Raw genomic sequence first — 14,843 nt, 5'->3', positions numbered from 1 at the left:
CATACCGGAACTGCTACAATTTTTTTCTTTGCTGGATCAGTCGGGGCGTAGCGCAGCCTGGTAGCGCATTTGCCTGGGGGGCAAAGGGTCGTGGGTTCGAATCCCGCCGCCCCGACCAATTCGCAAAGGAGATCAAAGGGTTCATGCGGTGGACATGCTAGGATTTATCGACCGATACCGCCAACTGCGCAAACGCTCCATCCCGCGTCAGCGCCGTAATTTGATGGTCTCCCGCCTGCGGCAGCGCAAGCCGTATCGTTGCACTACCCACGCTGCTGCCCTGTAAGCGTCCATCCAGTAGCCACTGTACTTCCCCCGTTGCTCCCAGCGCCTGCAGCGTCACCCGCAGCGGCTGCGCGCTGTTGGGCGCCTGCCGCAAGCGCGCCCCTTGCGTAAGTCCGGCGATGCGAATTGGGTTGGCAACGTCAAGCGAATCCGGTGCGCAGCCCGGTGCAAGCGGCGGCAACCTAGAGCGCGCGGCATCATCAGTGCTCAGCCACGGTGTGGCCAAGGCTGGCCAGCGTGCAATCTGCACGTTGTGTTCGTCTTTCCCGTGGCAGCTTGCACTGAGGCGTTGTCCTTTTGCATTGATGCGTAGCGTGATCAAGCCTGCCGACCACGCCGTGATGTCGCGCTCGGCAAAGGTCGGTGGAATGGCGCCATCCAGTGACCAAGTCGTGCGTCGCTGGCGACACAATGCGGGCGACGTCGTTGTCGCGGCACCACCCAGCGGCCAGCAGATATCCACGCGCTGTACGTTCGGCGGCTGCGGTGCATGAAAGGCAGTGCGGTCATTCGGCAGCATGTCGACCACGGCAAACATCAGTGGCAGTGAGGTCACCGCGCCGTATTGTCCCGGCGATGGCGTGCCATCCGGGCGTCCAATCCACACGCCAACCGTCCAGCTATCGGTCACGCCAATCGCCCAGGCATCGCGATAGCCGTAACTGGTGCCAGTCTTCCACGCTACGGTGGCGTGGCGGTTGACGGTGCCATCTAGCGGTGCGCCTTCGACGTCGGCAGGATTGGTAGAAAGAATGTCGCGAATGATCCACGCGGCGCCGGGCGAAAGCAGATGGCGCTGTTGTTTGGATTGTTCCGGCACATAACGTGGCGTACCGGCGATGCCACCGTTGGCGAAAGCCGTGTACGCGCCTACCAGGTTTTCCAGTCGTGTCGATGCACCGCCGAGGATGATGGAAAGGTTCGGCGGCGCACCCTGTGGCAAGCCTAGATCGATACCTCCATTGGCCAGGCGCGCCACGAAGCGATGAGGGCCGACATGATCGAGCACATCCACCGCCGGCACATTGAGCGAACGCTGCAAGGCTTCGGCCACGCTCACCGGTCCACTGAAGCTTTCGTCGAAATTGCCAGGCTTGTAGCCGTTGAAATCTTGCGGCGCATCGACCAGCAGGCTTTGCGAGGTGATCAATCCATCGTCCAGCGCCAGCCCATACAGGAACGGCTTGAGCGTCGAGCCCGGCGAGCGTGGTGCACGCACCATGTCGACATGACCAAGCCGCAGTGGATCGGCAAACTCGGCGGTACCGACATAGACACGCGTTTCGAGCGTGGCATTGTCGACCACCAGCACGGCTGCGGAGGTGCGCTGCGGCAGGCGCGAAAGATAGTCGCTGACGCGATCCTCCACGGCACGTTGCAAGTTCGCATCGATGGTCGTCACGATGCGCCTGGCCTGCGGCTGCTGCCGGTGCAAACGTTCCGCGAGCAACGCCGCGGACAAGGGTGCGCGTAGCGAACGGGCTACTACCGGCTCGATGTGTGCGTCGCGAATCTGCGCGTCGGTCCACACACCTTCGTCGCGCATGCGCTTGAGCACTTTGTCGCGTGCGTGCCAAGCTGCATCGGGATGACGATCCGGACGCAACATGCTGGGTGATTGCGGCAGCACGGCGAGCAGGGCGGCTTCGGCATGCGAGAGTTTGCTCGCGGGTTTGCCAAGATAGGCCCACGATGCCGCTTCCACGCCCTGAATAGGTCCCCCGAATGGCGCGTGATCCAGATACAGGCCAAGGATCTGTGCTTTGCTCAGATGTATTTCAAGTTGAAGCGCCCGGAAAATCTGCATGATTTTGCCCATGAAGGTATGCGGGATCGGCTCGATGATGCGTGCAACCTGCATGGTCAGCGTCGAACCGCCGGAAACGATACGGCCATGACGTAGGGCGCCGGCCGCGCCACGCAACAACGCGTAAGGATTGACACCCGGGTGACGGTAGAACCAGCGATCTTCGTAGGTGAGCAGGGCTTGCAGGTAGAGCGGTGAGACTTTTTGCGCGGTGGTCGGATAACGCCAGACGCCGTCGCTATCGGCAAAGGCACGCAGTGGCGTGCCGTCGCGGGCGAGGACGACAGTGCTGCCAGTGTCGGGGGCGGGGAGGTGCAGTGGGAAGAGCCGATCGAGAATGAGTGCCGTCAAAGCGATCGATATGACAGTCGGCAACAGCCAACGAAAGCACCGGGCGATGCGTGTTTGGGGGGCTTTTGGATGGCTCATAGTGAAACACGCAAGAAGGGTGTAACTCTCACGGCCGTTGTTGATCAGCTTCGCTGGTGTAAAGAGTTTTCGCGAAAGCGAGAATTCATCTTGACCTTTTAAAGAGCGGAGCTTTCGTGTAGCCATGGAGTTTCGCTCAAGCCTGGCCCCTCACCCTAGCCCTCTCCCCGGAGGGGAGAGGGGACTGGTCTGTCTCGTTTTGCCGGTTATTCGCAGCAAATAGCAAACTAAAAGATGTGATCAAGAGACAGCTGCCGGGCAGGGGGAGGGACACATCGTGCTTAAGGCTCAACCACTTTCAATTGCGTCAACGGTATCGCCCCGATGCCACGCACCGCCGGCCGATACATATCTTCCACCAGCGGCGGCGGCACCGTGTACGTACCCGGCGTCACGGCACGCACCAGATAGAACACATGCGCTGCATTACCCTTTTCCAGGTGCAGTGCGGCATCGTAGCGATCGTCACGATATTCCTCATGCACGATATTGGCCGCACTCGTGTGCTGATCAAGATGGATACCGTCGATCACCACGCCAGACCACTGCTGCGCGCCAGCGAGGTTGAGGTTCTCCACTTCCAAACCACCTGGCAACAGGTCGGTAACCAGCGCATCAGGCATATTCATCCGAGCCTCGATGGTCAGTTCGACGATCAGTGTGTCGCCTTCCTTCAACGTATCGCCTGTCCACGGCTTGCCGTCGGTGGTGAAGTACGCGCGGCGTACATCGACCTGGCTGGCATCGGCGGCGGGCGCCTTGGTGGGAATGCCGGCGATATCGAAGCTGGCAAAGACCGTGGCCTTGCTATCCGGTTGCACACTGACCCCGCCGGCAAGTTCGGCTGGCGTGAGATGGCGTGTCCACAAGAATTTATCCGCAGGAACCTGCTCAGTCTTGCCGCCGATCACCAACGAAGCGGAGAGTGGCGCATTGTTTGCCGCATCGAAGGCATGCGCCACGCGAGCGATGGCGACCTGTTCCTGGGTGCTCAGGTAGGACCACGACCAGTGGTAGTACGGGATCTTTTCCTGGGTGGAGCGGACGTTGGCTGTTGCATTGCGCGCCCAGTTGATCAGCTTCGCATCGTACTCGGGTTTGCTCATGCTGTAGGTATGCGTGAGCGCCACCATGGTTGCCAGGTCGCGTAGTTCCGAGCCATAGTCCCCCACATACCAGGGGCGTTCCTTGGTCCAGGCGAAGGCTTCATCGATGGCCTTTTGCGCGCGCTCGTTGTCGCCCATCAGCTTGAGTGCGATACCCAGGTGTACCAGTGGCAGCGGACCTACCAGCTTCTGCCGGTCGTTGTCGAAGATCGCACGCAGCGTGCCTAGCGGCGCGCGATTGACCCTTGCCAGCACAAAGCCGGAGTACGCTTCGTCGGCGATACGCAGGTGATCGTGGTACTCGTAATCGAAGTAGGGGTGGCCGCCGGCGAGCAGATCATCGCTGAGGCGCTGCAGAGATTTTTGCAGTACGTCCTGCGGCACGGCGAAGCCGGCATCACGCGCGTCGAGCATGAAATCGACCACGTAGGGCGTCATGAACGTTTCGATCGGGCTGGTGCCGCCCCAGAAACTGAAGTGCCCGTTGCTGGCCTGGAACGAGGCGATGCGCGCCAGCGCACCTTCTACCGCCGCTTGCCGTGCGTGATCGCTCAAGCCTTCGCTGCCCAGCGCCTTGGCGGTTTTCTGATCCATATACAGTGCGGCGTAACCTTTGCTCGTCGTCTGCTCGATACAGCCGTAGGGATAACGGAGCAGATCGCGCAGGGCCGAGCTGTAGGGCAGCGGAGGCAATGTGCTGAGGGTGAGCAGGGTGCGTACCGTGGAAGGAATCAGACCGGTCAGCGAGCCGTCCAGATGCGCGGGTTTGCCGTTCTCGATCACCATCGGCACGGTGGTCACCTGTTCCGGCCACGCGGGACGCACGGCAAACTCGAAGTGGCGATCCACCTGGTAGTCGTTGAGCTGCGCATGAATGTCGAGGGTGGCCACACCCGCGCCGCCGCCTGCGGTGACCGGCATCAGCAGGGTGGTGCTGCCGCCGTCTTTCAGTGGCACGTCGCGCGTGGCGTTATCGATCTTGATCAGGTCGCCACCTTTCACGCTGATCTTGGCAATGCCGTCCTTGCCGGACAGGTTCTTCAGATCGATGCTGATCTGCGCCTTGTCATCCGCTGCCATCACGCGTGGTGTGCTGGGTTCGACTACCAGCGGGGCGCGTACGGTGACGTTGCCATCGGCATTGCCGAAGCGCTCGTTGGTATACGCCAGCGCTGCCAGTCGCAGGCTGCCGTTGAAGTCTGGTACCTGCACATGCAGTGTTGCCTTGCCTTGTGCATCAAAGGCGATTGGGCCGGCAAACAGGTCGACGATCTGCACGCGCGGATTCAGGCGCGCGGCATGCGGCAGGCCCTTGCCGCTCATGTCGCCGCCGTAGCGGAGCTTGGCTTCAGCGCCATCCATCGCTTCGATCACGCGGCTGTAGAGGTCGTAGGCATCCACGCCCAGCGCACGCTTGGCGAACATCCATGCCCAAGCGTCGGGTACCGAATAGTTGGTGATGTTCAGCACACCCTGATCGACGGCAGACAGCGTGACATAGGCGTGCTGGCCCGAAAGCCCATCGGCCTGCACCGTCACGTCGAGCGGATTGCCTGGACGCATCATGCTGGGTGCACTGAGCTTCAGCAGAATGCGCCGGTCGTTGCGATCCATCGTCACATGTTCGATGCCCATGGCGCGTGCCGGAGTGGTGTGCTCGGTGGCATCACCGCCGCGGAACACCAGCGCGACGACGTACACATCGTGCCGCTCCCAATCCTTGGTGACCGGGATCGAGAAGGTGGCGCCAGCCGTGGCTTGGATATTTTGCGTGTATAGCAAATGGTCGGATTCGACGAGCAACACGCCAGGGCCATTGTGCGGTGGCGTGACGGTTACCTGCATGGTATCGCCAGCACGATAGCGCGCCTTGTCCAGCGCCAGCTTCACCTTGTCTGGGCGTGCTTCCTTGCCGAGGTTCTCGTCGTCCCAGCTATAGCCAGCAAAGAAGGGATAAACCGCGGTGAGCTTGGTGTCAGGATCATAGACTTCCAGGCGATAACCGCCCCATTCCACCGGGAAGTCGACCTGCACGCGTTGACCCGCGGCGACGTCGATGTCCTTTTCATCGATCTGCTGCAATTGCACGTTGGCGTTCGACTTCCAGTCGTCGCCATGTTCGTACAACCAGTAGAAATCGCGAATCTCGCGTTGCAGGCGTACTTTCAGGTGCGAACCGGCGACCAGCTTGCCATCCACATTGGCGCGCAGGATTTCGAACGAAGCATGACCTTCACTTTCCGCGCCCTGGATGGGATCAAACAGTGGGCGCACACCCACCAGTTCGGAGGCAGGCCAATAGACCCGATTCAACAACCGCGTAACAGCGCGGCCACCGCTTTCATACACGCTGCCTGACAAGGTCACCGTGAAGGGTGCGACCGGTTTCACGTCATCGGGCAGGCTAATATCGTCCTTGAGATGACCTTGCGCATCGAGCTTGGCATCCACGACATCCTTCGCCTCTTTCGATACCTCTGTCAGCGGATTGCCGAAGAAGGTATCCGGTAGATTCGATAGCGGATGCACTTCCGGCTTCACCAGCAGCTTGGCGGTAAAGCGGTTGCCGTCGGCGGGGGCGCCGTAGAGATAACTGGAGCTAACGGCCAGTTTCAACGGCTCGTTCGGCGCAAGCCGTGCCTGCGGGCTGGACAAATCCACTTTCAGGCGCTCGGGCAGGAACTCTTCGACGTGGAAGGGGAAGGCCTGCACGGCCTGCTTGCTGGCCGGGTCAAGGCGGAATTCGAGCTGCCACAGGCCGGTTGGTGCATCGTCCGCAATCACCTGGCTCAACTCGAAGTAGTTGAGATCCTTCGGCTCCAATCGCGTGTCGACCAGGCTGCGCCCGTCTGGCTGCTTCAGGCGCACGAACAGCGCCTGCGATTTCATCGGCTTGCCGTCGTAGTCACGCAGCAGGGCGGATGCGTGCAGGGTTTCGCCGGGGCGATACAGATCGCGCCCGGACCAGGCGAACACTTCGAACGGTGCTTCGACACGGCCGGTGATGTCGAAATTGGAAACATCCAGCGCCGGTTTGTTGAACGGCAGTACCGACACATCCTTGCCGTGCCGGGCGATCAGCACATCGGCGGGATTCACTTTGTAGGCGATCAAGGCATTGCCATCGCCGTCGGTCGTAGCCTTGAGCTTGGCAAGGCCGTCGGCGCCATCGATTTCAATCGCGACGTTGCTGATCGGCGACCCATCGTGCAACGACGCAACGTGCAGCAGCGCGTTGTCACGGTAGACACGCAGATGCAAGCCCAAGTCGCTGACGAAAAACACGGCTGTGTCATAGCCACCTGTAAAGGTGCCCCCCTGCTTGATGACCGCCATATAGACGCCCGGCTGGGCAAGCTGTGGCGCATCCTGGATAGGAATATAGGTAACGGTGCGTTCGTTCTGCGCGCCACCCAGTGTGTAATGGTTGGCGTAGACGGAATCGCCCATGTCCGTCATCGCGAGCTTGGCGCGGTCACTGTGTTCGCAGCGGTCCCAGGTGTTGGGCTCGTGCTGCAGCTCATAGTTGTCGCGGTGCTTGTTATGGGGATACGCGCAGAACAGGTTGGATAGCGCGTCATCGTGGATGCGGAAGAATTCGATATCCGCATCCTGCACATTCACCGACACCACCGGTAGGCCGCGCGAACCACGTGCCGGCAGCACGCTGCCGGTCGAGGCGAATCCGAGCGCTGGCTGCAGGTTGCCGGAATAGACATCGCGTTTGATCTCGCGCCCTAGCGTGCGCCCATCGGTTGCCATCAACCCGGCATGCAACACCACGGAATAATGCTGGTTTGGCGATACAAACGGGAAGTTAAGGGTCTTGCTGTCCCCTTCCTGCAGGCTCCAGCTTCCGTTCACCACTTCACCATGGGGGCCGGCCACGGCGATCTGCTGGTCGAATGGCTGGGCCGAGGCCAGCGCCGCACTGAAGTGCAGGGTGATCGCGGTACGTGAATCGGTGGTCTGGGAGCTGGCCGATAGCAGCGCAAAAGGCTGATTCGCCGAGGCACGTGCCGAGCTGCTTGCCGCAGGCTCCCCCTGTAATGCGGGTTTGTTTCCTTGATCGTGATGACAGGCGCCCAGCAGGCTGATCATCCCTAAAATGCCCAACCCCAACCATCCGCCGCGGATGCGGCGACCCCATGACCAGCGTGTCATAGAACTCTCCCATATTTTGATGTTAAGGCAACGCTGAATAAGTATCGCCGTCGTCATGACACCTGGAAGGCTCGCAGGGTGTGTTGCGTGGCGCAGGGAAGACTGGCCGTCTTGCCAAGCCGCGCGGCACACCCTGTGGGCCTTCCAGGTGTCACCCCATCATCTTAAATTCAACATGTTGGGGCCAGCCCTGTCTGTCCGCATGCCTTCGGTCCGCCGTCTCGATAGACAGCCAGTCTACCTTCGCCGTCGGCCCTATGGCCTACGAACAGACAGGGCTGGTGACGACGGCGATACTTATTCAGCGTTGCCTTAATAAAGCACGCGCGTACGCAGCGTTCCCGGAATCGTCGCCAGCTTTTCCTTCAGCGATGCAGCTTGCTGCGCATCGGCGGACACATCGATGACCACGTAACCGACGTCCGCACTGGTCTGCAGGAACTGTGCATCGATGTTGATATTGCCGACGGAGAACAATTCGTTGATGCGCGAAAGCACGCCTGGCACGTTGCGATGGATATGCAACAGGCGGCGGCTGCGTGGATGTTCGGGCAAAGTGACTTCCGGGAAATTGACGGCGGACAGCGTGGAGCCGTTGTCGCTGTAGCGCACCAGCTTGCTGGCCACTTCAATGCCGATATTGTCTTGCGCTTCCAGCGTGCTGCCGCCGATATGCGGAGTAAGGATAACGTTGTCCATCCCGATCAGTGGCGACACGAACGCATCATCGTTGCCTTTGGGTTCCATTGGGAACACGTCGATGGCTGCACCACCGACATGTTCGTTGTGCAACATCTCGGCGAGCGCGTCGATATCGACCACGGTGCCGCGCGAGGCATTGATGAGCAGCGAGCCCTTCTTCATCTTGTCGAGTTCGGTCTTGCCCATCATCAGTTTGGTCGAGGGCATTTCCGGCACATGCAGCGTGACGACGTCGGCGCGCTCAAGCAGATCGTCCAGACTGGCTGCGGCGCGCGCATTGCCCAATGACAATTTGGATTCGATATCGTGGAAGATCACGCGCATGCCGAGGCTTTCCGCAAGGACGCCAACCTGCGTACCGATATGGCCGTAACCGACGATACCGAGCACCTTATCGCGCACCTCGAAGCTGCCAGCGGCCGATTTGGTCCAGCCGCCGCGATGGCACAGCGCGTTCTTCCGTGGAATGCCACGCAGCAGCATGATGGTTTCGGCAATCACCAGCTCCGCCACGCTGCGGGTGTTGGAATAGGGCGCGTTGAAGACTGGAATGCCAAGCTTGGCCGCTGCACCCAGTTCCACTTGATTGGTGCCGATGCAATAGCAACCCACGGCGATCAGACGCTTGGCGTGTTTCAGCACGTCGGCGGTGAGAGGGGTGCGGGATCGGATGCCGATGATATACGCGTCGGCAATGCGCGCTTTCAACTCGTCCTCGGGCAGCGATTTGGCGTGGTGCTCGATCTGGCTGTAGCCGGCGCGCTGAAAGGTTTCCACCGCGGTACGGCTGACGCCTTCGAGTAACAGCACCTTGATGTCTTGCTTGGGGTACGAGGTCTTCATGGCAGACTGGATTTTGGAAGTCCAAACACTATGCCAGATTTTGCCGCGATGCAGCGCTGGACGAACCACTTACGCACTGGCACGCTGGGGCCTTCGCTTCGGAGCCGTCATGACCCGTCCAGCCCTCGCCGACCTTGCCCACCGTTTGCCTGCCCTGCGCTTGCTTACCGATGCGGGCGACCTGGAGCACTATGGTCGCGACTGGACTCGGCGCTGGACGCCGGCGCCGTTGGCGATCGCCCTGCCGGCATCGGTGGAGGAAGTGCAGGGCATCGTGCGTTGGGCTAACGAGCACAAGGTGGCCATCGTGCCCTCCGGTGGCCGCACGGGCCTCTCGGGCGGGGCGGTGGCGGCGCACGGGGAACTGGTGCTGAGCCTGGAGCGAATGAATCGCGTGCTGGATTTCGACGCCGTGGATCGCACCCTGACGGTGCAGCCGGGTATCGTGCTGGAAGCCGTGCATGCGGCCGCGCGTGAGCATGGGCTGATCTATCCGGTGGACTTCGCCGCCCGCGGTTCCTGCTCCATGGGTGGCAACATTGCCACCAATGCAGGTGGCATCCGGGTGCTTCGCTATGGCAATACACGCGAATGGATCGCCGGTCTCAAGGTGGTGACGGGCAACGGTGAATGGCTGGATCTCAATCGTGGTTTGATCAAAAACTCCAGCGGTTACGATTTCCGGCAGTTGCTGATCGGTTCGGAAGGTACCCTGGGCATCGTGGTGGAAGCGACACTGCGTTTGACCGATCCCACGCCCGCATCGCAGGTGATGCTGCTGGCGCTACCGGACATGGACGCGCTGATGCAGGTATTTGCCTCGTTCCGCGCGCATCTGTCCTTGCAGGCGTTTGAATTCTTCACCGATGTAGCCTTGTGGCACGTGCTTGCACACGGCGCGCAGCGTGCCATGGATAGTGAACATCCTTACTACGTGGTCACCGAATTCGATGCGCCCGACGAACACGCGCAGGCAGCGGCGCTCGCGGCATTCGAGCAGGGCGTGGAGCAAGGATTGATCAGCGACGGCGTGATCGCGCAAAGCGAAGCGCAAGCCGCGACGCTGTGGCGGTTGCGTGAAGGCATTACCGAAAGCCTGGCGCCGCATAAGCCGTATAAGAACGATATCTCCGTGCGCATCAGCGCGGTGCCGGCGTTTCTGCATGAGATCCAGGCGCTGCTGGCGCGCGAGTATCCGCATATCGAAGTGGTGTGGTTCGGGCATATCGGCGATGGCAATCTGCATATCAACGTGCTGAAGCCAGAAGCGCTTTCCGACGCGGATTTCATCGCGCAATGCGAACACGTGACGAAGCTGCTGGCGGAAACCCTGCAACGGCATGGTGGCAGCATTTCCGCCGAGCATGGGATTGGCCTGGTCAAACGGCCTTATCTGGAAAGCACGCACAGTGCCGAAGAAATTGCCTTGATGCGCGGCGTGAAGAGCGTGTTCGATCCGAATGGCATTCTCAATCCTGGCAAGATGTTTCTGTAGGCTGGGGTGAAAACCCCAGCATCGCTGTCCGCACAGGCGTGACCATGTTGGGGTTGGTACCCCAACTACTCAGGTACGCAGCTCCCCCGTACCATGTGTCTTTCCACACTCATCAGGCAGCCACCCATGTCCGCGAATCGCCGCACCTTGTACCCCGAAATCGAGCCGTACGACGTCGGCCAGCTCAAGGTTTCCGAGTTGCACACGCTTTATTACGAGCAGTGCGGCAACCCAGTCGGCAAGCCGGTGGTTTTTCTGCATGGCGGCCCCGGTGGCGGCACCAACCCCAAGTGCCGGCGCTTTTTCGATCCGTCGGTGTATCGCATGGTGTTGTTCGATCAGCGCGGTTGCGGCAAGTCCACCCCGCACGCGGAACTGACCGACAACACCACCTGGCATCTGGTCAGTGATATCGAACGTTTGCGCGAACATCTGGAAATCGATCGCTGGCAGGTGTTCGGCGGTTCTTGGGGTTCGACCTTGGCGCTTTCCTATGCGCAGACACATCCGGACAAGGTGAGCGAGCTGGTCCTGCGAGGTATTTTCATGCTGCGTCGCTGGGAGCTGGAATGGTTCTACCAGAAAGGTTGCGACGCGCTTTACCCCGATGCCTGGGAAACCTACCTGTTAGCGATTCCCGAAGTGGAGCGTGGCGACCTGATGAGCGCCTACCATCGCCGCCTGACCAGTTCGGACGCCAAGACGCGTCTGGATGCGGCGCGTGCCTGGTCCGTATGGGAGGGCGCCACCAGCTTCCTGTACCAGGATGAGGCGTATATCAGCAGCAGTGGTGAAGATGAGTTTGCGCTGGCATTTGCGCGTATCGAATGCCACTACTTCGTCAATGGTGGCTTCTTCGAGCATGACGACCAGTTGCTGCGCAACGTCGATCGCATCCGCAAGATTCCGGCAGTGATCGTGCAAGGGCGTTATGACGTGGTGTGCCCGATACGCAGTGCGTGGGATTTGCATCGTGCCTGGCCGGAGGCTGATTTGCATATCGTGCAGGATGCGGGGCATTCGGCGTTTGAGCCGGGGATTACGCATGAGTTGGTGGAAGCAACTGACAGTTTTGCCCGCCGCAAGGTTGGCGATTGAAGCGGCGGGAACAGCGGTGGGAACGATGGCAGTGGCGTGCCGTACATGCCGGGTAGCGGTGGATACATGCTGGGAAAACGATGCATGCAATTTACCGCGCCCGTGCGAGGGTGCAGAACCGTCTTAGGTCTTAAGACCAAAGCCCTAATGGACATGCTTTGCAGCGGTGCCCGATGCTTGCTGCGGCGATGCCGGCATGGTGATGGAATCGGTCATGTACAAGCCTTTCTCGAACAAAACGCAGCAGGTTGCCGAACATGCGGCTGATAACGACGCCGCTCCGGTGTTCCAGGAGCATCGCGGCGCGGGACTGCAAGGTTTCGTGCAACCGCCACGCTATGCACGGGAAGGATGGCGCCATCGCAACGAGCCGCCGAAGCAATACACCATGGCGGCTCCACCCGTGCAGAGAATGGCCGGTGCACCGTCGCCGGCCACTGCTGCGCCGCCGTCCGCAGCCCCCCATGGTTTGCCGCCCCCCTTGCGCGCAGGCATCGAAGCGCTGTCGGGCATGGACATGAGCGACGTAGTGGTGCATCGCCATTCGCGCAAGCCGTCGACGCTGAGCGCGCTGGCATACACACAAGGCACAGAGATTCATCTGGCACCGGGGCAGGAGCGGCATCTGCCGCACGAAGCCTGGCACGTGGTGCAGCAGAAGCAGCAGCGCGTCACGCCCACCATGCAGATGAAGGGCGGTGCGCGCATCAATGAAGATGCGGCGCTGGAGCAGGAGGCGGATGTGATGGGGGCAAGGGCGATGCAAGGGCCGCTGATGCCCGCAGCAGAATGGCCTTGCGCGCCTGTTGTACCGGGATCGGCATGCATTCAGCGGGTGCGCAAACTGAAGGGCGAGTTGAGCCTCGATAAAATCATCACGTTTCTGCAGGCCGCCATCGAGAACGAAGATCCCGTTTCCAAGGAGGATCAGGTCGCCATCGTCACGTTTGTCCAGACGATGAGCAGGGCGGCGAATCGCAGCCTCTACCCCGCTTATCTGGAGACGTATCCGCGGGCGCCTTACGAAGAGGGTGGCCCCATCTTCAAAGAACTCTATGAAGAGGAAAAGAGGAAAAAACAACCCAAAAAGAAGCGCAGGACAAAGCGCGAAGCCGTGGAGGACATCTTCAGCGACGAAGACTCGGAGCAGTCGGAAGGCGAGCTTGATTTCGAGGATCTCTACAAGAAGCATCTGCGTCTTTACCAGCAGGCGCTCGACCACTCCGATGCGCTGCACGTGGAAGACGTCATCAATCCGCGCAATACCAACATGCTCGCCTTCGAGGGCAATACGATCATTCCATCGTCTCTCAACAGCCAACCCAATACCCGGGCCGTTCGCAAGAGCAAAAGAAGAGTGGCCGAAATGCTCGGAAAGTCGACGGACAACCTGCGCGGCAAACAGGAACTGATCTTTTTCGGCAGCCATCTTGGCCGCGAGCGCAGTGGGAAGTTGGCAGAAAGCCTGGAGGATTTGAAGAGGAAGGTGAGGAACGACGAGATAACCGCGGAGGCCGTAAAGCCGCTGCTTATGGGAAGCCGCAGGGGATTCACCATCAAGGGTACGGAAAGTCATGCGGAGCAATCCCTGTTGTTGTCCGAAACGTGGGATGCATTGAAGGCGCGACTGATCAAGCGCATCAAGGACACTGCGGGTTCGAAGGGCGTCAAGTCGGCAGAAAGCCGCGATGACGCCGTGCTGGTAACGGTGGTGCTGAATCGCTCGTCCTGCCGTGGTTGCGGGCTGGCCATGTCGTTGGCGCTGATCGAGTTCTGGCAGGAACTGGCGGCCGCACTCGGTGATAAGGCGCTGGATTGGAAGGCCGCACGGAAAAAGTACGGCTCGAAGGTGCGTTTCGTGGCGCGTTTCCCCACCGTCTATGAATTCGTGAAGGAGCAGCGGATCAATTTCGCCAACCTGGAGGAAGTGCTTGCTAGTTTGCTCTCCGTCGGCTGGGAAATCGCACCGCTTCCGCCCAACATCGAAGCGGGCCTGGAGAGCCACAAGAAATTGAAGGAAACGCTGGAACGGCTTGGCGGTTTGCCGAGCAAGGAAGATATCGAGTTCTTCAAGCAGGGCAGCAGGAAGCGCAGCAAGGAGAGCGGCAGCAAGAGCAGCAAGGAGAGCGGTAAGGGCTCGACGTCGAAAGGGCGTGGCGACGGAAGGCGGCGTGCAGTCCGGCCGCCGGCCAGTGCGAGCCGAGTTGCGCAGGACGCGTTGCATGCCTTCCTCAACCGTATCGCGCCGGGGTGGGATCAGGCGTTCCAGAACGTTGCGGGCAACGGTGCGCAGCAGGGTAATCAGGGGTACATGGCACATCAAATTGCACCGCGGCATCGCGCTGCGGCCCTGCCTGTCGAGCTTGGAGTGACGGCGGAGCGCAGGCGAATGCAGGGGCACGGGCTCAAACTTCTTGCCAATGGCGGCAGAGGCGCGCTGTGTTTCGTCTATTCGGTGTTGATGGGACTTACCGGTCAATCCGAGGCGGAAGTCCATGACATGGCAAGTTACGTCGCCGCGCGGGCGGGCGCCGAGGGTGGCTGGATCAATGCCGATAGCGATATCGCGGCGAACGTGGTGGCCGAAATCGAGAATATTTACGGCGTCCATCTGGATGTCGTGGTGGTGCAGCAGGGGCGGAACGACGCTATGGTCTCCGCGCGAGCCGGACAGTTGGGAGGAACCACCGTGGTGATCCGGCAGACGCCGGGGCATTACGATGCCTACGTGCCTCGATGAGTCGTTCGATCTGGCATCGTGGGCTTGGAAGACTGGCAAGCCGGGATGACAATTCCAATAGATAATCGTGCTTGATCGTCACCCCGGCTTTGCCCAACCTGGGGACTTAGTCCCACGCAGTTGCATTCATCGCTGGATTGTCATACGTTTATGACAGCTCGACTACAGGCACTG

General features: G+C 60.5%; 6 protein-coding genes and 1 tRNA gene. 4 read left to right on the top strand and 3 right to left on the bottom strand.

What is annotated here, in order from left to right:
• Positions 1-41 precede the first annotated feature (41 nt).
• Positions 42-118 (top strand) — tRNA-Pro (locus tag EO087_RS08120).
• 39 nt (positions 119-157) lie between these two features.
• Here EO087_RS08120 and pbpC read toward each other — a convergent pair.
• From pbpC to serA, 3 genes are all read right to left on the bottom strand, one after another.
• Positions 158-2,443 (bottom strand): penicillin-binding protein 1C, encoded by a 2,286-nt coding sequence (gene pbpC, locus EO087_RS08115; RefSeq protein WP_343133210.1) that lies wholly within the window; start codon positions 2,441-2,443, stop codon positions 158-160.
• A gap of 359 nt (positions 2,444-2,802) precedes the next feature.
• On the bottom strand, positions 2,803-7,791 hold the full coding sequence (locus tag EO087_RS08110) for an alpha-2-macroglobulin (protein ID WP_128898428.1): 4,989 nt from the start codon (positions 7,789-7,791) through the stop codon (positions 2,803-2,805).
• A 312-nt stretch (positions 7,792-8,103) separates the two neighbouring features.
• A complete protein-coding gene (serA, locus tag EO087_RS08105) occupies positions 8,104-9,336 on the bottom strand; it encodes a phosphoglycerate dehydrogenase (protein WP_128898427.1) in 1,233 nt (410 codons plus the stop codon).
• Between the two features lie 109 nt (positions 9,337-9,445).
• On the opposite strand from serA, the gene EO087_RS08100 reads away from it, so the two are divergent.
• From EO087_RS08100 to EO087_RS08090, 3 genes are all read left to right on the top strand, one after another.
• The gene (locus tag EO087_RS08100; protein WP_128898426.1) at positions 9,446-10,831 is read left to right on the top strand and encodes an FAD-binding oxidoreductase; all 1,386 of its coding nucleotides are present in this window, start codon (positions 9,446-9,448) and stop codon (positions 10,829-10,831) included.
• Between the two features lie 126 nt (positions 10,832-10,957).
• Positions 10,958-11,929, top strand: a complete 972-nt coding sequence (pip, locus tag EO087_RS08095; RefSeq protein WP_128898425.1) for a prolyl aminopeptidase — start codon at positions 10,958-10,960, stop codon at positions 11,927-11,929.
• Positions 11,930-12,575: 646 nt separating this feature from the next.
• Positions 12,576-14,669, top strand: a complete 2,094-nt coding sequence (locus EO087_RS08090) for a hypothetical protein (RefSeq protein ID WP_240669164.1) — start codon at positions 12,576-12,578, stop codon at positions 14,667-14,669.
• Positions 14,670-14,843: the final 174 nt, after the last annotated feature.

This window comes from Dyella sp. M7H15-1, from assembly GCF_004114615.1.
In the GTDB taxonomy this organism is placed as follows: domain Bacteria; phylum Pseudomonadota; class Gammaproteobacteria; order Xanthomonadales; family Rhodanobacteraceae; genus Dyella_B.
The sequence above is the reverse complement of the archived record's forward strand: the minus strand, read 5'-3'. Positions and strand labels throughout refer to the sequence as shown.